The organism is Micromonospora sp. C81, assembly GCF_018070425.1.
GTDB lineage: Bacteria > Actinomycetota > Actinomycetes > Mycobacteriales > Micromonosporaceae > Micromonospora > Micromonospora zamorensis.
Genome location: NZ_JAGPXS010000002.1, coordinates 479,699 through 504,900, shown reverse-complemented (window position 1 = coordinate 504,900; position 25,202 = coordinate 479,699). Strand labels below are relative to the sequence as shown.

The 25,202-nt window shown below is 70.9% G+C and carries 22 protein-coding genes, 1 tRNA gene and 1 pseudogene; 10 read left to right on the top strand and 14 right to left on the bottom strand.

The features are described 5' to 3' along the window. The first annotated feature begins 187 nt into the window (after nt 1-187). Both KBX46_RS05885 and KBX46_RS05880 read left to right on the top strand, forming a co-directional pair. Nucleotides 188-967, top strand: coding sequence for a phosphodiesterase (locus KBX46_RS05885; protein WP_099849205.1), 780 nt, complete (start codon nt 188-190; stop codon nt 965-967). Between the two features lie 11 nt (nt 968-978). After that, the gene (locus KBX46_RS05880; protein WP_210791383.1) at nt 979-1,674 is read left to right on the top strand and encodes a histone deacetylase; all 696 of its coding nucleotides are present in this window, start codon (nt 979-981) and stop codon (nt 1,672-1,674) included. Between the two features lie 141 nt (nt 1,675-1,815). On the opposite strand, the gene KBX46_RS05875 is transcribed toward KBX46_RS05880, so the two are convergent. Further along, nucleotides 1,816-2,613, bottom strand: coding sequence for an alpha/beta fold hydrolase (locus KBX46_RS05875; RefSeq protein WP_210791381.1), 798 nt, complete (start codon nt 2,611-2,613; stop codon nt 1,816-1,818). A gap of 278 nt (nt 2,614-2,891) precedes the next feature. Between KBX46_RS05875 and KBX46_RS05870 the strand changes: the two genes are divergently transcribed. After that, nucleotides 2,892-4,619, top strand: a complete 1,728-nt coding sequence (locus KBX46_RS05870; protein WP_210791378.1) for a bifunctional UDP-sugar hydrolase/5'-nucleotidase — start codon at nt 2,892-2,894, stop codon at nt 4,617-4,619. 485 nt (nt 4,620-5,104) lie between these two features. Here the strand turns inward: KBX46_RS05870 and KBX46_RS05865 are convergent, their stop codons facing one another. Continuing rightward, nucleotides 5,105-6,388 carry an MFS transporter gene (locus tag KBX46_RS05865; RefSeq protein ID WP_210791376.1) on the bottom strand — a complete coding sequence of 428 codons (1,284 nt, stop codon included), beginning with the start codon at nt 6,386-6,388 and terminating at the stop codon, nt 5,105-5,107. Between the two features lie 152 nt (nt 6,389-6,540). On the opposite strand from KBX46_RS05865, the gene KBX46_RS05860 reads away from it, so the two are divergent. Further along, entirely contained in the window at nt 6,541-7,014 is a 474-nt protein-coding gene (locus tag KBX46_RS05860; RefSeq protein ID WP_210791493.1) for a hypothetical protein, read from the top strand. Between the two features lie 52 nt (nt 7,015-7,066). Here the strand turns inward: KBX46_RS05860 and KBX46_RS05855 are convergent, their stop codons facing one another. From KBX46_RS05855 to KBX46_RS05830, 6 genes are all read right to left on the bottom strand, one after another. Continuing rightward, on the bottom strand, nt 7,067-7,891 hold the full coding sequence (locus KBX46_RS05855) for a class I SAM-dependent methyltransferase (protein ID WP_210791375.1): 825 nt from the start codon (nt 7,889-7,891) through the stop codon (nt 7,067-7,069). Between the two features lie 75 nt (nt 7,892-7,966). Beyond that, the gene (locus tag KBX46_RS32995) at nt 7,967-10,558 is read right to left on the bottom strand and encodes an AAA family ATPase (protein ID WP_210791373.1); all 2,592 of its coding nucleotides are present in this window, start codon (nt 10,556-10,558) and stop codon (nt 7,967-7,969) included. 170 nt (nt 10,559-10,728) lie between these two features. Next, complete coding sequence (locus KBX46_RS33260) at nt 10,729-12,774, bottom strand: FG-GAP-like repeat-containing protein (RefSeq protein ID WP_210791371.1); 2,046 nt, start codon at nt 12,772-12,774, stop codon at nt 10,729-10,731. A gap of 405 nt (nt 12,775-13,179) precedes the next feature. After that, nucleotides 13,180-13,599 (bottom strand): hypothetical protein, encoded by a 420-nt coding sequence (locus tag KBX46_RS05840; protein WP_210791369.1) that lies wholly within the window; start codon nt 13,597-13,599, stop codon nt 13,180-13,182. A 65-nt stretch (nt 13,600-13,664) separates the two neighbouring features. Next, entirely contained in the window at nt 13,665-14,369 is a 705-nt protein-coding gene (locus KBX46_RS05835) for an HAD family hydrolase (protein WP_210791367.1), read from the bottom strand. A 553-nt stretch (nt 14,370-14,922) separates the two neighbouring features. Beyond that, a complete protein-coding gene (locus KBX46_RS05830; protein ID WP_210791365.1) occupies nt 14,923-15,153 on the bottom strand; it encodes a hypothetical protein in 231 nt (76 codons plus the stop codon). 168 nt (nt 15,154-15,321) lie between these two features. Between KBX46_RS05830 and KBX46_RS05825 the strand changes: the two genes are divergently transcribed. Next, nucleotides 15,322-15,486 carry a hypothetical protein gene (locus KBX46_RS05825; RefSeq protein ID WP_210791363.1) on the top strand — a complete coding sequence of 55 codons (165 nt, stop codon included), beginning with the start codon at nt 15,322-15,324 and terminating at the stop codon, nt 15,484-15,486. A gap of 174 nt (nt 15,487-15,660) precedes the next feature. Here the strand turns inward: KBX46_RS05825 and KBX46_RS05820 are convergent. After that, nucleotides 15,661-15,737: transfer RNA gene (locus KBX46_RS05820), tRNA-Pro, on the bottom strand. A 253-nt stretch (nt 15,738-15,990) separates the two neighbouring features. Further along, entirely contained in the window at nt 15,991-16,884 is an 894-nt protein-coding gene (locus KBX46_RS05815; RefSeq protein ID WP_141911651.1) for a metallophosphoesterase, read from the bottom strand. Nucleotides 16,885-16,909: 25 nt separating this feature from the next. Here KBX46_RS05815 and KBX46_RS05810 point away from each other — a divergent pair, with 25 nt between their 5' ends. Beyond that, the gene (locus KBX46_RS05810; protein ID WP_088950579.1) at nt 16,910-17,365 is read left to right on the top strand and encodes a GatB/YqeY domain-containing protein; all 456 of its coding nucleotides are present in this window, start codon (nt 16,910-16,912) and stop codon (nt 17,363-17,365) included. Nucleotides 17,366-17,483: 118 nt separating this feature from the next. Here KBX46_RS05810 and KBX46_RS05805 read toward each other — a convergent pair whose 3' ends face one another. Further along, nucleotides 17,484-19,925 carry a transglycosylase domain-containing protein gene (locus KBX46_RS05805; RefSeq protein ID WP_210791362.1) on the bottom strand — a complete coding sequence of 814 codons (2,442 nt, stop codon included), beginning with the start codon at nt 19,923-19,925 and terminating at the stop codon, nt 17,484-17,486. A 407-nt stretch (nt 19,926-20,332) separates the two neighbouring features. Here KBX46_RS05805 and KBX46_RS05800 point away from each other — a divergent pair, with 407 nt between their 5' ends. Further along, nucleotides 20,333-20,653, top strand: a complete 321-nt coding sequence (locus tag KBX46_RS05800) for a WhiB family transcriptional regulator (protein ID WP_007466209.1) — start codon at nt 20,333-20,335, stop codon at nt 20,651-20,653. A gap of 6 nt (nt 20,654-20,659) precedes the next feature. Here the strand turns inward: KBX46_RS05800 and KBX46_RS05795 are convergent, their stop codons facing one another. From KBX46_RS05795 to KBX46_RS33090, 3 genes and pseudogenes are all read right to left on the bottom strand, one after another. Continuing rightward, complete coding sequence (locus KBX46_RS05795; RefSeq protein WP_172862126.1) at nt 20,660-21,811, bottom strand: ArsA-related P-loop ATPase; 1,152 nt, start codon at nt 21,809-21,811, stop codon at nt 20,660-20,662. A 54-nt stretch (nt 21,812-21,865) separates the two neighbouring features. Beyond that, nucleotides 21,866-22,843, bottom strand: a complete 978-nt coding sequence (locus KBX46_RS05790) for an ArsA-related P-loop ATPase (RefSeq protein WP_141911645.1) — start codon at nt 22,841-22,843, stop codon at nt 21,866-21,868. A 26-nt stretch (nt 22,844-22,869) separates the two neighbouring features. Continuing rightward, a pseudogene (locus KBX46_RS33090) lies at nt 22,870-23,457 on the bottom strand (hypothetical protein); the annotation flags it as partial. A 560-nt stretch (nt 23,458-24,017) separates the two neighbouring features. On the opposite strand from KBX46_RS33090, the gene KBX46_RS05780 reads away from it, so the two are divergent. From KBX46_RS05780 to KBX46_RS05770, 3 genes are read left to right on the top strand one after another with little or no spacing between them, the layout of a single operon-like run. Continuing rightward, on the top strand, nt 24,018-24,500 hold the full coding sequence (locus KBX46_RS05780) for a hypothetical protein (protein WP_141911644.1): 483 nt from the start codon (nt 24,018-24,020) through the stop codon (nt 24,498-24,500). Between the two features lie 44 nt (nt 24,501-24,544). Further along, nucleotides 24,545-24,700: a DUF4177 domain-containing protein gene (locus KBX46_RS05775; RefSeq protein WP_088950574.1), complete on the top strand. Its 156-nt coding sequence runs from the start codon at nt 24,545-24,547 to the stop codon at nt 24,698-24,700. Further along, nucleotides 24,697-25,158: a RidA family protein gene (locus tag KBX46_RS05770; RefSeq protein ID WP_088950573.1), complete on the top strand. Its 462-nt coding sequence runs from the start codon at nt 24,697-24,699 to the stop codon at nt 25,156-25,158. The genes KBX46_RS05775 and KBX46_RS05770 overlap by 4 nt, the downstream gene beginning before the upstream one ends. The last annotated feature ends 44 nt before the right edge of the window (nt 25,159-25,202 follow it).

Genomic DNA, 25,202 nt, shown 5'->3' with positions numbered 1-25,202 from the left:
AGCCGCGCGATCAAGCGTACTTCCGGCTGCTGAGAGTCGACTGACGTCGTACACATGTTCTATCCACAGGCTGTGGACGCAGCCTGTGGGCTTCGGGCTTGCGGCTTCGCGCTGTGGGTCCCGGTCGCGGGCAACGCGAAACGGTGACCGGCGATAGCGTGGAGATCCCGGCGCGGAGGAGCGACCCATGATCATCGCCCAGCTCAGTGACCCGCACCTGACCACCGGCCTGCTCGCCGCCGCACCGACCGCGGGGCTGCACCGTGCGCTCGGCCGGGTGCTCGCGTTGCGGCCCCGACCGGACTGCGTGGTGATCACCGGTGACCTGGTCGACCACGGACGACCCGACGAGTACGCGGCACTACGCGAGCTGATCGGCCGGTTCCCGCTGCCGGTGCACCTCGTTCCCGGCAACCATGACGACCGGGAGTCGCTGCTCGACGCCTTCGGGGGTACGCCGTGGCTCGGCGGCGGCTTCTCCGCCTACTACCACGTCGACCACGAGGCGGCGACAGTCGTGGTGCTCGACTCGCTCGTCGCCGGCAGCGACGGCGGCCAACTCGGCGAAGAGCAGCTCGGTTGGCTCGACGGGGTGCTGGCCGGGCGACCCGAGGTGCCCGCCGTGGTCTGCCTGCACCATCCTCCGGTCGCTGTCGGTTTCCCCGCGGCCGACTCCATCCGGCTCGCCGACGGTGACGCGCTCGCCGAGGTGATCGGCCGGCACCCGCACGTCGTCCGGGTGGCCGCCGGCCACCTGCACCGCGCGGTCACCACGGCGTACGCGGGCACGGTGCTCACCGTGGCGCCCAGCACCTGGAGGCAGAGCGCGCTCACCATGAGCGCCGACGAGCAGTTCGGTTGGGTCGACGAGCCGACCGCCTTCCTGCTGCACCTGGTCGAGGCGGGCGGCTGCGTGACACACACCGTGCAGGTGAGCCACGCCGCCGGCCAGACCGGCGGCTTCTGACGGCACCCCTCATGGAGGTCTGGTACGTCGCGTACGGCTCGAACATGCACGCCGCCCGGCTGGCGTGGTACATCGGGGGAGGCTGCCCGCCCGGCGGAAAGCGGACGTACCCGGGCTGCCGGGACCGACGCCCACCGAGCCGGTCGGTGCCGGTGTCGCTGCCCGGCGGCATCTACTTCGCCGGCGAGTCCGGCGCCTGGACCGGCGGGATGGCCTTCTACGACCCGCACCTGCCGGGCGAGGCCGCCGCACGCGCCTACCTGGTCACCCTGGAGCAGTTCACCGACATCGCGGCACAGGAGATGTACCGCCCAGTGGATGACGCCACCGACCTCATCCCGGCGACCGGCGCGGCCATCGACGCCGCCGTCGCCAACGGGCGGGCGACGCTCGGCCCCGGACGGTACGAGACGCTGGTCTGCCCCGGCAGCCGCAGCGGCGTCCCGATGCTCACCTTCACCGCACCCGACGGCGCGTCCGGCGTGCGGTGTCGGCCACCCGCGCCGACCTACCTCGGCATGATCGCCCGAGGCCTGCGCGAGTCGCACGGCTGGTCGGCCGAGCGGATCGCGAGCTATCTGGCAGGCCGGCCCGGCGTGGCGGACGCCTGGTCGCCGGACGCCGTCGCGGCGCTGGTCGACGAAGCCCTGGCCGACGAGGCGCTGGTGGTCGGCTCACCGTCGACGTCAGGCCGGCCCTGCGGTTGACGCCTGCGTCGCGCGCCGGCCCTGCGGTTGACGCCTGCGTCGCGCGCCGGTCCGGCGGTTGACGCCTGCGTCTCGTGCGGGTCAGGCGGTTGGCCCTGCGTCGCGCGCGCCCGGCTGGCGGGCCGTGCGCCGGTGTGGTCGTCAGCCGAGCAGGAACTCGCGCAGCGCGGGAGCGAGCGTCGCAGGCGGCACCTCGTGGTAGCCACCGTCGAGGCTGATGGACCGACCGCCAGGGACTGCCTCGGCCGCGGCCCGACTCCCATCCCGCAACCACTGTGGACTGCCGGTGCTGTCCACCGCGAGGGTCGGAGCTGTGATCGCGGCCAGCCGGTCGGCCGGCAGTCGCCCTCCCGCGCTCACGATGGCGTCGTACGGCAACGTGTGCGCGATGGCGGTCAGTGCGCCCCACACCGGTTGCGCCCGCATCCCGGTGATCGCCTCGGCGGGCAGCCCGACCGAGACGCTGAGGAAGGTCTCCACCGCGCCATCCCGGTCGTCGGCGGCGATCAGCTCGATGAGCTGCGCGGTGATGTCCTTCCGGACGCCGACGTGCGAGCCCACCTGGAACGGCGGCTCGAACAGGACCAACCCGGTCACCGGCAGATCCTGCGCGGCGGCCAGGGCGGCCAGGATCGCCCCCGAAGAGACCCCGTAGACAGCGGCGGAACCACCTGCCGCCGCGATCACGGCAGCCAGATCATCGATCTCGCGGCCGATCTCGTAGGGCAGGGTGTCGCCGCTCTGGCCCCGACCCCGGCGGTCGTAGCCGAAAACGGTGAAATCCGGTGCCAACGCCGCACCAAGTGCGCGGGTCGTGTTGCGGTCGTTGAACGCGCCGCCGACGAGGACCACCGCAGGCCCGCTCCCGGCCCGTTCGAACGCGATGGGCGTGCCATCCGCCGATCTCACCTGCTCGACCACCGGTGTCGTTCCGCTCACGATGCCGCCTCCGTCCGCGCTGACCGTCCCGTCCTTTCTAGACCCTGGGTCCGACACTGTCTGGCAGACCCACCAAACGCCCGTCGATCCGAGGTCGGGGCGTACCCGCAGCTCTGATGTGCTGCCTGGGTCGACCGGGCGGCGTCCGGATGAGAGGCTGTCGGGGCGGGCGGCCAACCCCAACCGCCGCCAATCGCGACCCTTTCGACGGCGCTGGCCGGCGGCCCGGTCGACCCAGAGGCCGGGCACCGCACGCGCCGATTCTCACAAGGAGATCCATGTCCATAACCAGGATGCGTCGGGCCGCTGTCGGCCTGACCGTGCTTGCGGTGGCCGCGTTCGGCGCGGTCGCCACCAGCCCTGAGCAAGCCGACGCACGGCCGAAGCCGGTCGACGTCACCCTGCTGGCCCTCAACGACTTCCACGGCAACCTCGAACCGCCGACCTCGTCCAGCGGCACCATCGCCGGACAGACCGCGGGTGGTGTCGAATACCTGGCGACGCACCTGGCCGAGCTGCGCGCCGCCGCCAAGAAAAAGAACACCGTCACCGTTGCCGCCGGTGACCTGATCGGTGCGTCCCCGCTGCTCTCCGCCGCGTTCCACGACGAGCCGACCATCGAAGCGCTGAGCATGGCCGGCCTGGACTACGCCAGCGTCGGCAACCACGAGTTCGACGAGGGTGCCGCCGAGCTGCTGCGGATCCAGAACGGCGGCTGCCACCCGGTCGACGGCTGCGCCGACGGCACCCCGTACCGGGGCGCCGGCTTCAAGTACCTCTCCGCGAACGCCTTCAAGACCGCGACCGGCAAGCCGCTGATGGCGCCGTACGCCATTCACAAGGTGCAGGGCGTCAAGGTCGGCTTCATCGGGATGACCCTGGAGGGCACCCCGCAGATCGTCAGCCAGCAGGGCGTCGCCGGCCTCAGCTTCGCCGACGAGGCGGACACCGCCAACCGGTACGCCCGCGAGCTGCGCCGCAAGGGCGTGGAGACGATCGTCGTGCTGCTGCATGAGGGCGGTGCCCAGGCGGCGACCGGTGGCATCAACGACTGCGTCGGCATGACCGGCCCCATCGTGGACATCACCAACCGGATGGACCCGTCCATCGACGTGGTGGTCAGTGGGCACACCCACCAGGCGTACAACTGCGACATCAACGGCAAGCTGGTGACCAGCGCCAGCTCGTTCGGCCGCCTGATCACCGACATCGACCTCAAGATCGACCGCCGGTCGGGCGATGTCATCTCCGCCGCCGCGAACAACGTTGTGGTCACCCGGGACGTCGCCAAGGACCCGAAGCAGACCGCGCTGATCGACCGGTACAAGACGGTGCTCGGCCCGGTCGCCGACCGCCAGGTTGGTGTGACCGCCACCGCACTTCCCACGACGCAGGAGAACCTGCTGGGCACCTGCTCAGCGCAGGTGCCCAACTCGTGCGGGGAGTCGCCGATCGGCAACGTGATCGCCGACGCGCAACTCGCCGCCACCGACGACGAGCAGGGCGCGGTTGCCGCACTCATGAACCCGGGTGGTGTACGGGCGCCCCTGGACGCCGGACCGGTCACCTACGGGGAGGCCTTCACGGTGCAGCCGTTCGCCAACAACCTGGTGACGCTGGACCTGACCGGAGCGCAGCTCTACTGCGTCCTGGAGCAGCAGTTCGTCACCGGGCGGACGTTGTACCCCTCCTCCACCCTGCGCTACGTGGTCGACCTGAACGGCACCAGCGCCACCGCCGCCGACCCGTGCGCCGGCACCCGCGTGGTCCGGGGCAGCCTGACCATCGGCGGCACCGCCGTCGACACCGCCGCCACCTACCGGGTGACGGTGAACAACTTCCTGGCCGGCGGTGGTGACGGGTTCAGCGTCCTCACCGGCGGGACGAACCTGGTCACCGGCCAGATCGACCTGGACGCCTTCGTGGCGTACCTGACCGCCCAGTCGCCGGTCTCCGCGCCGACGCTGGACCGGATCCGCACCACCGCCGAGGTCCCCGCCGCCTGACGGCCGACCCCGCGCCACGTCGGGCCCCGGAGCATCCGCTCCGGGGCCCGGCCCGTTCCGTCCCCCCCGTCTGCCGCGCCCGCCCGCGCCCGCCCGCGCCCGCCCGCGCCTGCCCGCGCCTGCCCGCGCCTGCCCGCGCCTGCCGCGCCTGCCCGCGCCTGCCCGCGCCTGCCCGCGCCTGCCCGCGCCTGCCGCGCCTGCCCGCGCCTGCCGCGTCTGCCCGCGCCTGCCGCGCCCGCGCGGCGAGATCAACGAGGAAGATCCGCGCAACATCAGGGATGTTGCTGTTTCCTGCGCGCCGGAGGCAGCAACATCCGGGAAGTTGCTCGGATCTTGGTGCGGGGTGCGGGGTGCGGGGCGCGGGCGCGGGGGGCGGGCGCAGCACGCGGGTGCGGGGTGCGGGTGCGGGGGCGCGCGCAGCGCGCGGGGTGCGGGGCGCAGCGCCCAGGTCGCGGGGTGGCGCCGGGGAGGGGCCTCGGAGGTCGTCAGGCGGTGGCGGGCGTGGGGGCGGGGGATGCCGGGGCGGTGGTTGCGAGGCCGTCCTGCTCGGTGCTGAGCAGGCGGCGCAGGGACAGCGCGACCAGCGAGGCGACCAGGCAGCCGCCGACCACAGTCGCTACCCAGACCATGCCGTTGGCGGCGCCAATGAGCGGGCCGGCGGTCACCGGACCGATCACACCGCTGACCCCGAAGATCATCGAACTCATGGCGTTGTATCGGCCGCGTAGCTCGTCGGTGGCCAGTGCGTTGGTCAGCGCGGGCATCACCGGCGAGAGCATCGTCTCGCCGAAGCCGAAGATCGCCGAGCAGGCCACCACGCACAGGGCGGCGAACAGAGCGCTTTCACCGCTGACCAGGCCGCCCGCGCCGAGGACCAACCAGGCTGCGGCGAACACCGCACCCACCACCGCCAGTGCCCGGGTGCGACTGCGCCCCTCGATCCGGCGGATCACCAGCAGTTGCGCGAGCACGATCATCACGGTGTTCGCCGCGAGCGCCCACGCCACCACCCGGGGGTTCACCTCGACGACCCGCACCGCGTACGCGGCGAAGCCCACCTCGACCTGTGCGTAGCCGCAGGTGGTGAGGATCAACCCGAAGATCACCAGCCGCCGGAACGGGCGGTCCCGGAGCACGGTCAGGTAGCCGCCGGCAGACGGCTCGTCGACGCCCCGATGGTTGCCGAGTCGGTGGCCCACGCCGGGCAGGGTGAGCAGGATCAGGGCCGGCAGCAGGTAGGTCACCGCGTCCAGCAGATAGATCACCTGGAACGTGGCGAGCCGGCCGGTGTCGACGATCGCGCCGGAGGTCATGCCACCGATGCCGATGCCCAGGTTGAGCAGGGCGAAGTTCAGCCCGAAGACGCGTTGCCGCTCATCGTCGTCGGTCAGCGACGCGAGGATCGTGTTCTGCCCGGACCAGATCGCCGAGCTGCCGACGGCGATCACCGTCATCACCAGCAGCGCCGACCCGGTCGAGTTGACCAGCGCGAGCGAGCCGGTGCCGACCGCCTCGATCAGCAGACAGGGCACCACCACCCGGCGTGCGCCGAACCGGTCGATCAGCGTCCCGCCCAGCGGTGACAGGGCCAGGGTGACGGCGCCGTACCAGCCGATCACGAGCCCGGCGCGGGTGTCGGTGAGCCCGCGTACGTCGGTCAGGTAGATGAACAGGAACGGCAGGGTCAAGCCGCGCCCGATCGCCGACAGCAGGGTGCCGAGAAGGATCCGGCGAGCTTCCGAACGGCGGGGCAGAGCGCGGCGCAGCATGTCCGGCATTCTGTTGGTCGGGTGTGACACCACGCGACTCGTTTTCGGCCGTGCCGCGCCGTCGTCGAGGTCGACGAGTGACCGATCCCACGATGATCCACCTGACCCTCTCGCCGTCCGGCGGTGTCCGCCGGGTCTGCGATGCTGACCCGATGACCGGCACCTGGCGACATCTGCCCGCTACCGCCCGCGCCATCGCGGTGACCGCCACCGCGGCCGTCGCCGCAGCCCAGGCACGCGACGGTCAGGCGTACGACGAGGTGGTCGGCAAGCTCGCCGCCGACGAGCGTTCCGGGCTGGTGCTCGGCGCGGTGGTCCGGTTGCTGCTGGAGGAGAGCCACCCGGACGGGCTGACCGGCGACGACATCCGCCAGGTGTTGACCCGCTGCGTGCAGGGTGCGGCACGGTGGCGTTCGGACGTCGACCCGCACGTGGTGCTCGTCCTGCTGGCCGGCGCTCTGGGGGTGTACGACCCCGAGGGCGACGAGTCACCCCCGGACGCGTCCGCCCTGGCCCGGCATGCCCCGCTGCTGGTGGCCGATCTGTTGGCGGCGACCGGCGTGCCGTTGGACGACTACCTGGCCGCCGCGTTCGCCGAGATCGAGCGCACCGAACGACAGGACTGACCGGCGGAGGCGGCCACACCGGCAGCCGCCCCCGTCTTTGGGTGGGGCCCTGTCAGACCGGGTCGGCGGTCCGCCGTGCCACGACCTCCAGGTACTCCGCCGGGATCCGCACCGTGCCGTCGGCGGACCGGTTGTGCGTACGGGCCAGCTCCACCAGATCGGCGTGCAGATTCGATCGTTGCTCCTCGGGCAGCGCCTCGAACGCCTTCAGCGTCGGCCCGTAGTTGGCTCGGAAGAAGTCGGCGAACTCCTCCGGGGTGCCGAAGCGGAAGACGTACTCCCGGCGTACCGTCCGCAGTTCACCCACGGCCCCGCCGAGCAGCTCGCGGACCCGGCCCTCGTCGCCCCACTGCACCGGTGGGCGCAGCCCTGCCGGCGGCGGCACATGCCGCCCCACCGTGCGGAACAGGTCGCCGATGAATCCCTGCGGCGTCCACGACGCCAGCGCCACCGTGCCGCCGGGCCGGCAGACCCGGACCAGCTCGGCTGCCGCCTGTTCCTGGTTGGGCGCGAACATCACGCCGACGACGGAGAGCACCGCGTCGAAGGACCCATCGGCGTACGCCAGGCGCTCCGCGTCCCCGGTCACGAACGTGGCCGGGAGTCGTTCCGCAGCGGCGCGGGCGTGGCCCCGTTCCAGCAGTTCGGGTACGTAGTCGACGCCGGTCACGACGCAGCCGCAGCGCGCGGCGGCGATGGCGGCGTTGCCGGTGCCGGTCGCCACGTCCAGCACCCGGGCGCCGGCCGACAGGTCGGCCTCCGTCACCAGCAACTCGGAGATCGGGTGGATGAGGGCGGCGACAGCGCCGTAGTCGCCGCTGGCCCAGGTCACCTGCTGGCGCGCCTTGACGGCGTTGAGATCGATTGCGGTGGTCATCGATGGTCCCCCTCGGACGTTTCGTGTGTCACCGACCGTAGGCGGAGTGGCACTGCGAGGGATCGGTAGAAACACCTATGTTGGGGGCGCCAGGCCCTGCCGGCGGGCCGTCGCGGCAGCCTGGCCCCGGCTGGGCACCGCGAGCTTGTCCAGCACCGCCGACACGTGGTGGCCGACGGTCCGAACGGAGAGCGACAGCCGGGCCGCGATCTCGGCGTTGCTGAGCCCCTCGGCGAGCAGCGCCAGCACCTCCCGCTGCCGGGCGGTCAGGCCCGCCGGGTCCCCGGCCGTCCTCGGGCGCGGCCCTCTCGGCACCCGGGCCATTCCGCGGCCGCGCAGCTCAGCCCGGATCCGTCGGGCCACGGCGACCGCGCCCAGCCCGTCCAGGATCCGCAGCGCCTCAGCGGCCGCCGGGCCGTCGCCGCAGGCCAGCGTCTCGGCCCGGGGGTACGGGCAGCCGAGCTGGTGCCACTCCTCGGCCGCGCCAGCCCAGTCACCCTCAATGAGCCGCCGGTACGGCGACGCCAGCGCGTCGGTGTCCCCGAGCGGCTCGCCGACCCGCCACAGCCAGTACGCCAGCTCGCCGGCGTACCAGGGTTGGCCCGCGTCGAGAGCCAGCCGGTGGGCACGGCGCAGCTCGGGGACCGCCCGTTCCGGCTCGCCGGCCAGCCAGTGTCGTTCGGCCAGGGCCGCGGCGACCGGCACGACGAACTGGAGTTCCCGGCTCTGCGTCGCCCAGCGCGCCGCCCTGTCCAGATGGTCCTCGGTGCTCGGCTCGCCCCGGCGTGCATGGAGCCGGCCCAGTGCGACCAGGGCCGGGACCAGGCTCCCGCCGGGCTGCACGGTGCCGGTCAGCGCCCGTTCGGCGTCGGCGCGGGCACCTGCCCAGTCGCCGGTCGTCAGCCGCAGTCGGGACCGGTGTCCGAGCAGGTGCCGGGCGTACCCGTCGAGGTCCCGGGTCTCGGTGAAGCGCAACGCCCGGTCCAGGGCCTCGGCGGCCCGCCCGATCCGGTGCCACTCCACCGACATGGTGGCCAGGTTGACCAGCGCCCGGGCCGCGTGGTCGTCGAGATGGTGGGCGACGGCCAGGGTGTGCCCACGTTCCAGCTCGATGATGCCGGCGACATCACCGCTCTGGAGGCGGGCCGAACCGACGTTGACCAGGGCGTGCGCCTCGGTCTCCACGTCGCCGAGCCGCCGGGCCAGCTCCCGGGCCCGGTCCCCCCAGTCGATGGCCCGGCCGTTGTCGTCGGCGAGCATGAGCAGCTGCGACATGTTGCTGTAGGCCATCGCCAACTGCCTGCCGGGCGGCGCGGCCTCCAGCACCTGAACCGCCCGGGTACCCGTCGTCCGGGCCGCAGCGCTGTCCCCGGTCCACCAGCACAGCCGGGACACCCAGCGCAGGTTCTCGCCGATCCGCAGCGGATCGCCCTCGGCCTCCCGCAGGGCGAGCGCGGCCTGCCGGGCGTCCAGCGCCTGCGCGGCAAGCCCGGCAAGGTACGCGGCAGTCGCGTACGCCTCGAGCAACTCGGCCCGGCGCGTTGCCGGCAGGCCCGCGGCGTGTGGGAGTGCGACGGTGTAGTGGTCCGCTGCCTGCCGGTGCGCGCCCGCCCGGCTGGCCCGTTGGGCCGCCACGGGTGCCCAGTGCAGCACGGCCGCCGGATCATCGGCGTGGTGGGCGTGGTGCACCAACCGGGCGGCGTCCACGTCCGGCCGGGGCGTGAGCCGGGCCAGTACGGCCGCGTGCAGCGCGACCCGGTGCACCGGGGACAGTGACTCGCGTACCGCCCGACCCAGCAACTCGTGCCGGAATGCCACCGCATTGCCCGCCGGCACCAGCACCCCGCGATCCAGGCACTCCTGCACGGCAGCCGGTGGATGACCGTCGAGCAGGTACGGCTCGGCCCGGGACGGGACCACCGAGACCAGGGCGGCGACCTCCCGGGCCGGCGGCGACAACGCGGCCAGCCGGGCCAACACCAGATCGCGTACGGTCGGCGGCACACCCGGGCCGGTGGCGGCCAGCACCTCGGTGACCAGCAGCGGGTTGCCGCCGGTGGCCTGGTACAACCCGTCAGGGTCGCGGCCGGCGCGGCGGGCCAGCCGCGCGACGGCATCGGTGGACAGGGCCGGCAGCGGCAACCGGCGGACCAGTGGCCGGGGCAGCCCTGCGAGCACGGCGTGCAGGGGATGGTCAGCCCTCACCTCGTCATCGCGCAGGGTGAGCACGAGCAGCGCCGGGTGGCGGGTCAGCCGCCGCCCCAGGTACGCGATGAGGTCCAGGGTGGCACCGTCCGCCCAGTGCGCGTCCTCCACCACCATCACCGTCCGGTGACCGGGCCGGGGGTTGGTCAGCTCGCCGAGAAGCGCGTCGAAGACGGCGTCGCGCCCTTCGGCCTCCGTCGCCGTGTGCAGTGCGCTCAGTCGTTCCGCGAGTACGCCGCCGACCTGCCGGGCGATGTCGTGCACCGGGCCGAGCGCCCGTGGGGTCAGCAGTGGGTCGCAGCTGCCCCAGAGCACCCTGGCCCCGGCCGTCGCCGCGAACGCACCGACCACTGTGGACTTGCCGGCTCCTGCCTCGCCCGCGACGAGCGCGATCGCGCCACCGGGGGAGGCCAGCAGCCGGTCCAGGGTGGCGAGCTCGTCCGTGCGCTCCAGCAGCTCCATCGCGATCGATGCTAGTCAGCGGGGCGTCGCTCCGTCGTCAGCCGCGACGGCAGCATCCGCTGGTCCCGGAACTCATCCTTGTGGGTTGAGCGCGCAGGCACGCCCGGGAACGGTGGAGGGCACATCCGTTGATCGGATGTGCCCTCCACCGACGAGTCCTCCAACGTCGCTCAGGCCCGGCCCACCTGGACCTTCGGCGACGTCGCTGCGGACGTCGCCGCGGGGCGTTGCGGCACCACCACGAGCCCGTAGTTGTAGTTGGCCATCAGCAGATCCTTCAGGCCGTCGTTGTTGATGTCGGCGACCGCGAGCCCGCGCGGGGTGAAGGAACTGGCGGGCGGCAGCTGGGAGACGCGGAACTCGTCGCCCAGCCAGCCGTCCGGCCGTTGCAGCAGGACGCCCGCTGAGCTCCAGCCGCCGTGGGTGATGGCGACATCGTCACGACCGTCGTTGTTCACGTCGGCGATCGCGATGGCGTCCGGTATCTCGTAGACCGGGTAGCGGATCCACCGTCCGAACACGCCCCCGCTGTCGTGGGTGAGCACCTGCACCTGGGCGTTCGGTGCGTTGCCGGAGACGGTGACGACGACATCCTTCCTACCGTCCCCTGTCACGTCGCCGACGGCCATGGAACTGACCGTGCGCAGGTGTCCGGCGGGAGCCTGGTACCCGACCGGGTCGGCGAACGATCGAGGCGCCGTCTGGGTGCTGATCTGGATCAGCTGTCCGAGTTGCACCACCAGGTCCGGCCGGCCGTCCCCCGTCATGTCGACCGTCTCCAGGACGAAACCGCGGTGCGGCGAGACGAGAGCCACGGGTGCGAAGCCACCGTTGTCGTCGCCGTACCGCACGAGGACGCCGTTGTCGCTCACCGCGACGATGTCCGTCCGACCGTCACCGTCCAGGTCGCAGAGCTTGAGGTCGATGAGGTCGTCGGCGAACGACAGGTGCTCGGCCGTCGAGAGCCCGGATCCGGTACGGCGGAACACGTCGACCCCGTCGCCCGTAGCGACGACCAGTTCGTCGGCGCCGTCGCCGTCCAGGTCACCGATGACCGGGTACATGCTGCCGCCGGTGGGTGTCGACGTCGCCAACTGCTGCTTCAGCACGAGCTGGTTCTCGGCCTGCTGCACGAACAGGAAGGCGGAATGGTCGTGGGCGTCATCGGCGTACTCGGTCGTCGTCACCACCACGTCAGAGAGCCCATCGCCGGTCAGGTCGCCGGTGGCGACCGCTTCCTCCCAGGAGCCGAGCTTCAGCCAGGAGGGAGCGGCGAAGACCACTGAGCCGTAGGGCTGGGTGACCACGGGCACGGCATCGCCGGACACGCTCGCCCCGGACGGTTGCCAGTCGTACCCCTGGAACTGCGCGTAGACCGAGGTCGGAGTCCATCCAGTGCCGTTGACCATGGCGATCGCCGTGCCGTCGGTGCCGTCGACGTTGACGAACGCGACCGCGCCGGCCGCAGACATGAACGCCACCTCACCGCTGGGAATCCGGCCGTCCGCGTATCGCACGTTAGCGATGAGCAGGATCCGCTGTCCCTGCTCCACCGAGCCCGGTGACACCGTGACCGTCGTTGTCGTGGCAGGGCCGGTGTAGACCCGTACGGCGTCGGACGTGGCCGTGGCGCCGCCCGCGCCGACCGCCCGGATCCAGTAGACGTAGCGGGTGGCGACCGTGAGGCCGCTGTCCACGTACTCGGTCGAGGTCGTGGTGCCGACCACCGTCTCCACCGGTGCCGCCTCGCTCAGCCGGACGATCTCGTATCGGGCTGTGCCGGCCGCGGCCTTCCAACGCAGGGTCATGCTCGTCTCCGCCGCGGTCGCCCGCACGTTGACGGGCTTCGGGAGCGAGGTCTGCACCGACGCCTCGGTCGAGTCGCCCGACGTCCGCTTGCCGGACCGGGACCGTACGACGTAGTAGTACGCCTTCTCCGGCGCGACGGTCTCGTCGACGTAAGACGTCCCGCTGGCCGTCCCCACCGTTTGGTACGGGCCACCTGACACGGTTCCGCGCCGTACCTCGTAGCTGCCGGCGCCTGCCACAGCCTGCCAACTCACCTCGACCCGGGTCGCGGAGACCGCCGCCGCGCCAACCGAGGCCGGTGGCGGCAATGCCGCCGCGAACGCCGGCGTGGTGGACGCCACCATCACGGCCAGGGCCATCAGCAGGATCATCACGCCACGGCCCAGCCTTCGCTGTTGCGACACCATGCACATCTCCAGATCCCGGGGATTCGTCATAGACAGGCGTAAGTCATAGCGACAGCGCCCGCAAGAACGTCACTGCCGGCAGCGCGAACGGCCGGTGGGGAAGATCGCCGTCGACGTCGATCCGTTCGGGCCGCCCGGACTGCTGGACAGCTCAGGTTGTGCGGTTGCAGCCGCTCGCCGTGGTTCGGACCGCCGGGGCGGACTAGAACCCTGAACCCCTCCAGCGCTGCGTCGATCATTCCGAACTGGACGGATCGGCCACGTGGCCAGGGTCGATTCTTCCGCTGCCTTACCGCAGTTGACAGCCTTCGCCGGTGTCAGTTGTGCCGGATCTCTGCCCGATGATCATCGCCGCGCCGTTCAGCTTCCCGGACCGCTGGCTCACCGCCCGCCCCGACAGGCCGGCTACTTCAGGTAGGGGTTCGAGCTCTGGGGATCTGGCACACCTGCGCGATCGGTGAGCGACAACTCTCGCCCCGCGTGGGTCTCGACGATCGCCAGGCCCTCGTCACGATGGATCCAGCTGTGATCTGTGTACTCCCACACAGCCTGGTCGGCGAGCACGTCAGGAAGTTGTCCGCAGGGAATTACCTCGTAGCTGCCGCTGCCGCTGCCGTTTACGTCGACGACCAGCTGGCGTACCTCGATGAGCCCATCATTGACCAGTGAGACCAGGGCAGCGGCAAGCACCGGCAGCAGTGTCAACTTGTCTTCCTGGTCGAGATCGGTCCGCCAGTCCCAGAGCACGCTCGGGAGCAGGTCATGCTCTTGAGCGTTGACCATGAGGCACTGCTCCTCATGGCTTAGGTCACCCCAGGTACGCACGGGCCGATCGTGGCACAACATCTACAGCCGCACCTCGACCTCTTCGTCCGTCGTCACCCAGTTGGTCACCCAACCCGACCGTCAGACGTTGAAGAGGAACTTAGACCGGCCGACTCACACAGCAGGGCGGGCAGTTCGCCAAGGGTGGCGAACGCACGTCCGCCCCAGCTCGGGTCGGTGTCGTTGTGCTCAGTGGTACGAAGCACGGTCATACCGACCGCTGCCGCGCCGGCCAGTTCGCCGTCTGCGCCGTCACCGACGAAGACGCACTCTGCCGGCGCGACGCCCAACCGCTCAGCGGCGATGCGGTAGATCGCCGGGTCGGGCTTGGCCAGCCCGACTTCGCAGGAGAAGACCGCGACGTCGAAGCAGCGGGCAAGCGGGCCCTGCGGCCACGCCTCGGCGGTCTCCGAGGTGGCGTTGCTGATAAGGGCCAGCGGATGCCCGTCGTCGCGCAGCGCGTCAAGCACGTCGAGGGTGGCGGTCGAGACAGTGCCCAGCACCCGGCGCGCGAGGGCTCGCCGATGTCCACCGGCCCGTGTCACCTGTGCGTCGGTTGGCGTGCCACCAAGGCGTCCGGCGAGAATGCGGACAGTCTCCTCCACGTCCCACCGGACCAGCCGGTCACGCCAGGTGGCGTGGTACGCAGCGATCAGCGCGGACGGTGCCACCCCGACCACGAGCGCCATCTCGCCAACTACCCGGTCACGCTCGTCATCGGCACCGTGAACCAGGGTATGGAAGAGATCGAAGATCACTGGCCGAGACATGTGCGCATCCTACTGAGATCGTCACCGCTGTCGCCTTGCTTGCCATCCCGCCTGCCGCCGACCCGCCCTCCTGGGGAGCGGGCCGCCACCCCGGTCCCCCACGTCAAGACGGCCTTGACGCACGTTCGGACGCTGGCGGCCCGGGTGGCGGTCTGCTCGGCTTGCCCGCGTCGACGCTGGCGGGGTGGCCCTGCGCAACCCCTCACGGACCGCGACCGGGTGCGGGCCCGTCCCGGGCCGCATTGAAGGCGCGCAGAAACTTTGCGGGACAGGATGCTTGACATGATCGACGCTTCGTTGTTCAGCGTCGACCGATCGGCTAGCCAGTCCTGCAACCGCCGGCTCGTATGGTCACGGGCATGATCGGCAAGGTTTCGGATGCCATGGTGCGTCACAGGCACGGTGTCTTGATGCTTGGTCTACTGGTGGCGGGTGTGAACGTCGCGGCCGTCGGCTTCGTGCCTACCCTGGGGCAGCGTCTGTTCTTCCCGCTGCTCTTCCTTACCTTGGCGGTCCTGGTCCTGGCGCTCATCGTCATGGGGATCCGTCCGGTCTACCTTGTGGTGCAGCCGCAGGTTCCGGCCTTCGCCACACCCGCTCCGGCGTGGAAGGTGCTCATTGCCCTGGGCTTCCTCGCGCCTGCATCGGCCAGCATCGGCGCGGTGGTGCGTTCGACCAGGGCAGGCATTGCGTCGACGTTCGACGTGATGTCAATATTCCCTGGTTTTTGCTGGTCGCGCTGTTGCTGGTTGAGGCGTGGCGGGGTTACGGGGTGCAGCTCCATCCTTACGGGATGCGGCAGCGTTGGGCTCTCGGCTCACTCACTGTGCCGTGGGAGGCCCTACCGGCCGCTCAGATCCCCCCAGGTGTCGACCGCCCCTCGCGGCTCCGGATGGCGATCGCGGAACCCCAGCTGGTGCGGCGACGCGGTATTCCGTGGAGCCGGAAGGCCATGCGCACCGACAACGTCGACGCGGAATTTCTCGCTGCTGTGATCGGGCACTACGTCGCTCACCCCGAACACCGGGCAACGATCGGTAGCCAGGCCGAGTACGAGCGGCTTCTCGCCGAGTTACCCGAGCGGGACGGTTGGAAGAGCGCGGGCGACGGCTCCTAGGCCAAACGTCAAGCTCGGGCTGATCTTCCCTCGACTGTCGGCACTGCCCCCGATGCGGCCACCGTCCGCCGGGCCTTCCGCCGGGTCGCAACCCTGGCTGGCCTCGATCCGGCCGCAGTTGGACCCCAGGAAGCACTAGAGGGCACATCCATGGATCGGATGTGCCCTCTGACCTGGTCGGGGTGGCCGGATTCGAACCGACGACCTCTTCGTCCCGAACGAAGCGCGCTACCAAGCTGCGCCACACCCCGAGGCGTGCCGACAAATAGTAGCCCACCCGCCCCGATGGTCAAACTCGGTACCCCCGCTGCCCGGACCCCGGAGAGAGCCAAGATCCGCGCAACTTCCCCGATGTTGCTGCCTCGGCGCGGCGTGAGGCAGCAACATCCCTGATGTTGCGCGGATCTTGAGGCCCGCGCGGGGCGCAGGGGTGTGCGCGGGGCGCAGGGGTGTGCGCGGATCTTGAGGCCTGCGCCGCCTGTGCGGGGCGCAGGTGTGGGCGGGTCAGCGGGGGATGAGGGTGAGGATGCTGGCCTCCGGGGGGCAGGCGAAGCGGATCGGGGCGGTGGGGTGGGTGCCGAGGCCGGCGGAGACGTGCAGCCAGGAGTCCGAGCCCGGCCAGCGGTGCAGACCTCGCGCCATCGAGCGGGGCAGGCCGCAGTTGGTGACAAGCGCACCGAAGCCCGGTACGCAGACCTGACCGCCGTGGGTGTGCCCGGCCAGCATCAGCCCGAAGCCGTCCGCCGCCATCTGGTCGAGCACCCGTGGCTCCGGGGAGTGCGTCAGCGCGATGGACAGATCGGCCGACGACGAGACAGCGCCAGCCACGGAGGGGTAGTCGTCCCGGTCGATGTGGGGGTCGTCCACGCCGACCAGGTCGAGCTGCCGACCGCCGGCCTTCAACGTGGTCCGGACGTTGTTGAGGTCCGCCCAGCCGGCGCCGGTGAACACCTGACGCAGCTCCTCGTAGGGCAGCTCGACGCCCTCGGTGTATTCACGGTCGGGCAGGAAGTAGGTGAACGGGTTCTTCAGGACCGGCCCGGTGTAGTCGTTGGAGCCGAACACGAACGCCCCCGGATAGTCCAGCAGCGGCTGTAGGGCGCGCAGCACCCCGGGCACCGCGTCCGGGTGCGCCATGTTGTCGCCGGTCACCACCACCAGGTCGGGGTCCAGGGCGGCCAGCGACGCCACCCAGCGCTGCTTGCGCGCCTGGTCGGGCATCATGTGCAGGTCCGACAGGTGCAGCACACGCAGCGGCTCCGCGTCGGCCGGCAGCACCGGCACGTCGTACCGCCGCAGGGTGAACATGTTGCGCTCGATGAGCGACGCGTACGCGAGGGTGGCCGCGCCGACCGTGGCGGTTCCGGCGGCAAGCCGGAATAGTGTGCGCTTTCGCATGGCGTTCAGGGTAGTTTGACCGTCCATGAGCACGCTGAAGGACCGCCTCACTGCCGACATGCGTTCCGCGCTCAAGGCGCGCGACGAGCTGACCACCTCCACGCTGCGGATGGCCCTGGCCGCCGTCGGCACCGCGGAGGTCGCCGGCAAGGCCAAGCGCGAGCTCACCGATGACGAGGTGCTCGCCGTGTTGACCAAAGAAGCCAAGAAGCGCCGGGAGGCAGCCACCGCGTTCGCCGACGCCGGCCGCGCCGAGCAGGCCGCGAAGGAGTCGGCCGAGGGTGAGGTGCTGGACCGCTACCTGCCCAAGCAGCTCTCGGACGCCGAGCTGGCCGAGCTGGTGTCGGGGGCGCTCGCCGCGGGCGGCTTCACCGGCAAGGCCCAGATGGGCCCGGCCATGAAGGCGGCCCAGGCCGCGGTGGCGGGCCAGGCCGAGGGCGGCCGGGTGGCTTCCGAGGTACGCCGACAGCTGGGCCTCTGACCCATCGGCGGCACCGCGACTGCGGCCCTCGGGATCGGCGCCGCTAGCTGGTCGACCGGACAGACGAACGGGCGGGCACCCGAGAAGGGTGCCCGCCCGTTGTGTCCTGCTCGTCGGCTCAGCCGCCGGGACGACCGCCGCCACCGGGTCGACCGGGCGGGTTGCCAGGCTGCCCGGGGCCACCGGGACCACCGGTGTTGCCCGGCGTGGTGCCGCCACCACCGTTGCTGACCTGGATGGTGACGATGCCACCCTTGATGGTGCGCCCGTCCGGGCTGGTGCCGTGGGCGGTGCCCGGAGGACAGGAAGACTTGACCTTGGCATCGGAGACCACCGGCTCGAAGCCGGCACCCTTGATCCGGGATTTCGCCTGATCCAGCGGGATGCAGCTCACGCTCGGGATGCTGCGCTGGTCACCCTCGGAGATCTTCTGGCCCGGCGGCTCGAACTGGATCGCCTTCTTGCCCTTCATGGCGTCCCGCAGCGTCTCCCAGACCGGCGGGTTGATGCCGTCCTTCTCACCGTGCTTCATCTTCACGTTGGTCTGCGGCCAGTCCGGGTCGGCCATGATGCCTGCCACCGCGTACTGCTTGGTCATCGCGACCAGTGCGGCGGTCTTCTCCGAGTCGGTGGTGCCGGACTTGCCGGCCACCGGGTAACCGACGTCGTTGCGGACGTTGCCGGCAGTGGCTCCCGCGCACCGGGAGGACGACGACTTGTCACCGACCGGGCATCGGGCCGCGTCCACCGCGGCGCGGGCCACGTCGGTGCTGAACCGCTTCTCGCAGCGCGGGTTGGCGATGTCGAGCTTGTTGCCCTCCGGGTCGCGGATCTCCTGCACCGGGATCGGTTCGCAGTACGTGCCGTCCGCGGCCAGGGTGGCGTAGGCGTTGGCCAGATCCAGCGGGGTGGTCTGCGAGACGCCCAGGGTGAACGCGCCCCACTGGTGCGCACCCTTCTCCAGATCCAGGTCCTCCTGGGACCGGAAGTTGATGCCCAGCCGCTTGGCGGCCTTGACCACGTTCTCCGCGCCGACCTGCTGCTGCAGTGGCACGAAGTAGGTGTTCACCGAGCGGCCGAACGCGGTCCACATGTTGTGTGGGCCGGCCATGCTCTCGGTCGAGTTGGTGGGGCAGTAGAAGTTGGTGCCTGGGCAGGCTGCGGGGCCCGGCTGGATGATGTATTCCGATTTGAACTGCTTCTGCGCGTTGATCGGGTAGCTGAGCGGGATGCCCTTTTCCAACGCCGCCACGATCGTGAACATCTTGAAGGTCGAGCCTGCCTGATAACCGGTGATGCCGTCGCCACCGGTGAGCAGGGGGTTGACCGTCGCCGGGTAGTTGCCCCGGATCTTCTTCTTGCTCTTCGCGGGATCGCTGGAGATCTTGTTCTTCGGGTTCTTCGGGTCGTCCAGCTTGAACTGCCGGTTCACCGCGAGCGCCCGGACCCGGCCGGTGCCGGGCTCGACCACCGCGACCATGGCGGCTTCCTTGCTGTTCACGCTCTTGGCCTTGCGGACCGCCTTGTCCGCGCCGCGCTGCGCCTGGACGTCGATCGACGTCACGACGGTGTAGCCGCCGCTCTTCAGCCGCCGCTCCCGGTCGTACGAGGTCGAACCGAACGTCTCCTGCTGCATCCACCAGCGGTAGAAGTAGTCGCAGAAGAAGCCCCACTCGTTGACGTTGGCGGCGACGCAGCCGTTCGGCGTGCGCTTTTCCTTCACCACCAGCTTGACGGCCTTGGCCGCGTCGGCCTCCTGCTGGGTGATGGCCTGGATCTCGACCATGTTGTCGATGACGTAGTCACGGCGGTCCAGAGCGAGCGGGTAGCCGGCCTTGGTGGTCGGGTCGTTCGTCGTCGGGGCCTTGACCATGCCGGCCAGCAGTGCCGCTTCCTCGATCTTGAGCTTGCTCGGCGGCTTACCGAAGTAGACCTGGCTGGCGGCGAAGATGCCGTACGCGCCGTTGCCGAACGAGGCGAGGTTGAGGTAGCGGGTGAGGATCTCGTCCTTGGAGAATTCCTTGTCGACCTGGAGGGCCAGCCGCATCTCGCGGAGCTTGCGGGCGCTGGTGTCCTCGGTCGCCGCGACCACGTCGGCCGGGTGGGTGGCCGAGTAGGCGATGGCCAGCCGGACGTACTGCATGGTCAGCGTCGAGGCGCCCTGCCGGCCGGAGCCCTCGGCCTGGTTGTTGACGAACGCGCGTGCGACACCGTTGATGTCGACGCCGTTGTGCTTGTAGAAGTCGTGGTCCTCGGCCGCGATGATGGCCTTCTGCATGTAGGGAGAGATGTCGGCGAGCTTCACGTCGCGCCGGTTCTCGTCGTACATCGTTGCGAGCGGTGTCTTGCCGTCCGAGGCCAGCAGGTAGCTGATCTGCGGCGCTCGGGCCACCGTCAGCTCCGTGGGCAGGTTGCCGAATGTCTCGGCGCCCGCCTTCGCGGCCAAGCCGGACATCGCCACCGCGGGGAAGGCCGCCGCAGCGACCACCACGCCGGCCAACAGGCCACACACGAGTAGCGATGCGGCGTTGGTCAGCACATTGTGGTCACGTTTCCGCATCCAGGTCACCTCAGCAGGGTACGCGAGTAGGGAACGAGGTGCGCTGGGGCGTTCTTTCCCCATTTCCTGCGTGCGCTGCCCTCGTTGTGCTAAACGCACGACCCCCCGTGCTTGGTTGCGTGTGACCTGGCGTGAGTCTCCTCCAATTCAGGGAGGCGGCGCGGCGTTATCGCTGACCTCGGCGGGGTAACCGGCGGTTGAAGGCCCGGGAAGCCGGGAGTGTCCGGAATGATGGATTTCGCCGACAACGTTGCGTAATCGGGTGACTACAGAGCATGATGGGGGCGGCGACAGCGCCACATGTCGTCCGCGCCGCCTTGGGGAAGGCAGGCCGGGCGATCGGGGGGAATTGCCGGCTGACGTGCATCGACGAGGTCGGTAGGTACTGCAAGGGGGGACGTGTACACATGGGCATGATCACTGACTGGCCGTCGCTGGCGGCATGTCAGAACGGGGACCCGGACGCGTTGTTCGTACAAGGCGCCGAACAGAACGTGGCGAAGCGGATCTGCCGGAGCTGCCCAGTTCGGTACGAGTGCCTGGCCGACGCGCTGGACAACCGGATCGAGTTCGGTGTGTGGGGTGGCATGACCGAACGCGAACGGCGGGCGCTGTTGCGTCGTCACCCGCAGGTGACGAGCTGGCGCAAGATGTTCGAGGCAGCGATGAAGAAGAACAGCAAGGACAAGGCCGGCAAGGACAAGATCCTCGTCAGCGCGGCCACCTGACGCCGGTCACGGCCGGCTGATCGCCGCGCCGATCGTTCGCAGCCCGTCGACGTCGTGCACGTCGGCGGGCTGTGCCGTCACCGACACCGCCGGCACCGCCGGAAACGCCTCGGTGAACCGCGCGGCGACCTGCTGCTCGCGTACCGCCTGACGAGCCAGCGCCGCGTGCGCCCGCAGCACGTCGGCGGTGGCCTCGTGCCCACCCAGCTCGGTCAGCCGCTCGGCGGCGAGCCGGCTCTGCTCGGCATCCAGCTCCGGCACCGCCGGTCGGTGCACCCGGTTGAGCACCAGGCCGGCGAGCGGCATCCGCTCGTCCCGCAGACGGCCCGCGAAGTAGGCGGCCTCCCGGACCGCGTCCGGCTCAGGCGCCGCGACCAGCAGGAAGGCCGTCTCCCCGGCCTGGAGGATGCGGTACGTCTGCTCGGCGCGCTGCCGGAAACCACCGAACATCGAGTCCAGTGCGGCCACGAAGCCGGACAGGTCGGTGAGCAGCTGTGCGCCGAGCACCTTCTGCACCACCTTCGAGAACATCCCGAACGAGGCCGTGACCAGGCTGAACATGCTCCGTCCGCCGCTGCGGGCCGGAGCCAGCAGCAGTCGCAGCATCCGGCCGTCGAGGAAGCGGGAGAGTCGGGCCGGCGCGTCCAGGAAATCCAGTGCCGAGCGGGACGGCGGCGTGTCCACCACGATCAGGTCCCATTCGCCCCGGGCGTGCAGCTGGCCCAGCTTCTCCATCGCCATGTATTCCTGCGTGCCGGCGAAGGTCGAGCTCATCGCCTGGTAGAACGGGTTCGCGAAGATCTCCGCGGCCTTCGCCGGATCGGTGTGCTGCAGCACCACGTCGTCGAAGGTGCGCTTCATGTCCAGCATCATGGCGTGCAACTCGCCGCCGCTGCTCTCGACGTCGATGCCCTTGACCTGGCGAGGGGTGTTGTCCAGCTCGGTCAGGCCCAGCGACTGGGCCAGCCGGCGGGCCGGGTCGATGGTGAGCACCACAGTGCGTCGGCCGTGGTGCTCGGCGGCCCGCAGGGCCAGCGCCGCAGCGGTGGTCGTCTTTCCCACTCCGCCGGCACCGCAACACACGACGATCCGCACGCCGGGGTCGGCGAGGATCTGGTCGACGTCCAGCTGCGGCGCCGCGTCTTCGGAAGGCACCAATCGAGCGTATCGGGCCGCGTCGGTCCATGCGCCGGTGCTGAGCTCAGGTGTGAGTCAATCGGCGCTGACGAGGGCCCGGGCCAGTGTCGTGAGGCCCGCACGGTCCACCCCGTCGGGCAGCAACGGCAGCTCGACCATCGGCAGCCCCAACTCCACCAGCTCGGCGCGGAGCGAATCTTCCAGTTCGCGACGGATGACCTGGTCCCGGGCCTCGTCGTGCAAACCGGCCACGGTGTCCCGATCGGCCGGCAGGCCGGCGGCGACCAGCCCACGCCGCAGCTCCGCAGCGGTGATCGCCCGGCCGGCGGGCAGCGGGGGCCGGGCGCCGTTGACGATCACCTTCCCGATGCCGAAGCCGAGCGAGGTCACGTCGGCGATCGCGTCCACCGTCTCCTGCACCGGCATCTCCTCCAGCAACGTGACCACGTGCACAGCGGTCATCGGGGAGCGCAGCAGCGCGGCGACCCCCTCGCTCTGGGTCTTGATCGGGCCCACCTTGGCCAGCCGGGCGGTCTCGGCCGTGACGTTGAGGAAGCGACCGATCCGCCCGGTCGGCGGGGCGTCCAGCACCACCGCGTCGTACACCCGCCGCTGCCCGGAGGTGCGGGTGGTGGCCTCCTTCACCTTGCCGGTGAGCAGCACGTCCCGCAGCCCCGGCGCGATGGTGGTGGCGAAGTCGATGGCACCGAGCTTGCGCAGCGCCCGGCCCGCCGCGCCCAGCTTGTAGAACATGTCGAGGTACTCGAGCAGCGCCTCCTCGGCGTCCACCGCGAGAGCGCGTACCTCGCCGCCGTCCGGCGCGTCGGCGAGGTGCCGCTCCTCGTAGGGCAGCGGGTCGATGCCGAACAGCTGGGCGATGCCCTGCCGCCCCTCGACCTCGACCAGCAGGGTGCGCCGGCCGCCGGCGGCGAGCGCGAGGGCCAGGGCCGCCGCGACGCTGGTCTTGCCGGTGCCCCCCTTGCCGGTCACCACATGAAGGCGGGCGGACCATCCGGTACCGGCCGGCTCGATCGGCCGCTCAGCTGCACACACCCGTCGAGCCTATCCAGGCCCGACGGTCACGCGACCTCGCAGACCCACCAACCCGTCTTCTGCACCACAGTGAAGCGCAGGTCCTGGTCGGCCACCTTCTCGTCGGAGGTGGTCATGGTGATCCGGGTGGAGACGGTGGCCCGGTCCCCGGTCTGGTTGTCCACCTTCGGGGTGGTCCACCGGAAACGCGGATTCTGGTGCGCTGAGGCGTACTTCTGCACCTCGGCGACCTTCGCGGCGATCTTCTCGTCGTCACGGGAGGCGGCACAGACCCGATCGGCAGCCTTGGAGGCGTCGCGATCCTTGTAGACCGCGGTGAGGAACTCGTCGACGGCGATCGCAGGCTCCTTCGCGCCCTCGCCGGTCTCGGCATTGCGCAGGGTCAGGAACGCCACAACGCCGCCGCCCACGCAGAGCACCATGATCACGACCAGTGCGATCGCCGCGATCAGCAGGCCGCGCTTCTTCTTCGGCGCGGCCGTGCCCTGGTAGGGCGGGTACCCCGACGGCGGTGGCGGGATCTCCGGGCTGCCCGGCTGGGTCGGTGCCGCGGTCGACGTGGAGCCACCCGGCCCCTCCGGCTGCCCGGCACCCTCAGCACCACTCGACTGGCTGGGGAAGGCCGGTTGGGAGGGAGCGGCCGGCCCAGCGGGGAGCGCCGGCTGGGCCGGGGACGCGGGGAGGGCGAGCCGCCCGGCCGGTGCGGCGGGGGCTGGCTGGGCAGGAATGCTCGGAGAGCCGGGCTGACCGGCGGGATCCGGGTGGGCCGGCGGGTGAGCGGGTGGGCCGGCCTGGTCGCCGCTGGGCGGTTGGGTCATGGTCTTTCCCCCGGGGGTGCGGCGCCCGCCGCCACCCCTGGCGCCGAGCGTGATCGAGCGGGCGTCCGGGCGCAGCGCGACCGTCCGACCGGAAGGGTAGCGGTCGATGAGCGGATCGGCGTCGCCCCTGCCATGCCGCGCGGGCCGTCGGTTCGGTAGGTGATGAGCCGCGCTCGGTTTGGCAGTCCATCCTCCGACTGTCGATCTGTCGCATATGTGACTGTTGGTGGCCGTTGTGCGCGTCCTATTGGCGGGACTGCGGCCACCGACCTACCTTCGTCCCGGTGCGGGGGCCGGAACGGACGAATGGGTTCGGACCGGAAGCATGATCCGAGAGGTACGACCGGAGGCAGTGCATGCGCGACGCGGACAACATCCCTCGCACCCAGTTCCCGACCAACGACCGGCCGCGCCGGCCCGGGTCCGTGGTCGAGACCGGCGGGCCCGTCGGCAGCCAGCCGGTCAACGAACGGTCGTACCGCCGGATGCCGGAGCAGACGGAGGCGGCTCGGGCGCCGGGCCGCCCCGCCGAGCGGGCCCGCGACGACGACGAGCCGGGCTTCGTCATCCACCTGCCGATCCGGGTGCCGAGTCTGGCCGCGGCGACCGTACTGGCCGGCCGGGTCGCGGTGTCCCTGGGCTTCCTGCCCGAGCTGGACGCCGGCGAGACCACCGTGTCCAACGCCGACGACCAGAACAACCGGCACCGGGTGTTCTGTGACCTGCTGCTGCCCGACCGCTCCCGCTGCCCCCAGGGATACGAGCACGAAGGACTCTGCGGGGAGCTGCCGGCCGCTCCGGAGCAGCGTCCCGCACCTCGCCCCGCCAGCGGACCGTAGGCTGTCCCTCGAACAATTCCGCACCGAGAGGGAGCCCTTCAGCGATGCAGAAGTGGGAATACTCCACGGTCCCGCTGCTGGTCCACGCGACCAAGCAGATCCTCGACAACTGGGGCGAGGACGGGTGGGAGCTCGTCGCCGTGATCCCCGGGCCCAATCCGGACCAGCTGGTCGCCTACCTGAAGCGGCCCAAGGCGTGAGCAACGGTCCGCACGCGAAACTCGCCGAGCTGGGGTTCGAACTGCCCGAGGTCGTGCCACCGGTGGCCAGTTACGTGCCGGCCGTGCAGTCCGGGCAGCACGTGTACGTCTCCGGCCAACTGCCGATCGCCGAGGGCAAACTGCTCGCGACCGGCAAGGTCGGCGCCGGGATCTCCGCCGAGCAGGCGAAGGATCTGGCCCAGCGGTGCGCGCTCAACGCGCTGGCCGCTGTCGACTCGCTCGTCGGCCTGGAGAACGTCGTCAAGGTCGTCAAGGTGACGGGTTTCGTGGCCTCCGCGCCCGGCTTCACCGGTCAGCCGGCGGTGATCAACGGTGCCTCCGACCTCTTCGGGACCGTCTTCGGCGAGGCTGGCCGCCACGCCCGCAGCGCGGTTGGAGTGGCCGAACTGCCCCTCGACGCCCCGGTGGAGATCGAGCTCATCGTCGAGGTCGCCTGACGCGTCACCAGCACCCCCGCGATCCGCGCTCAGGAGGGGCCCCT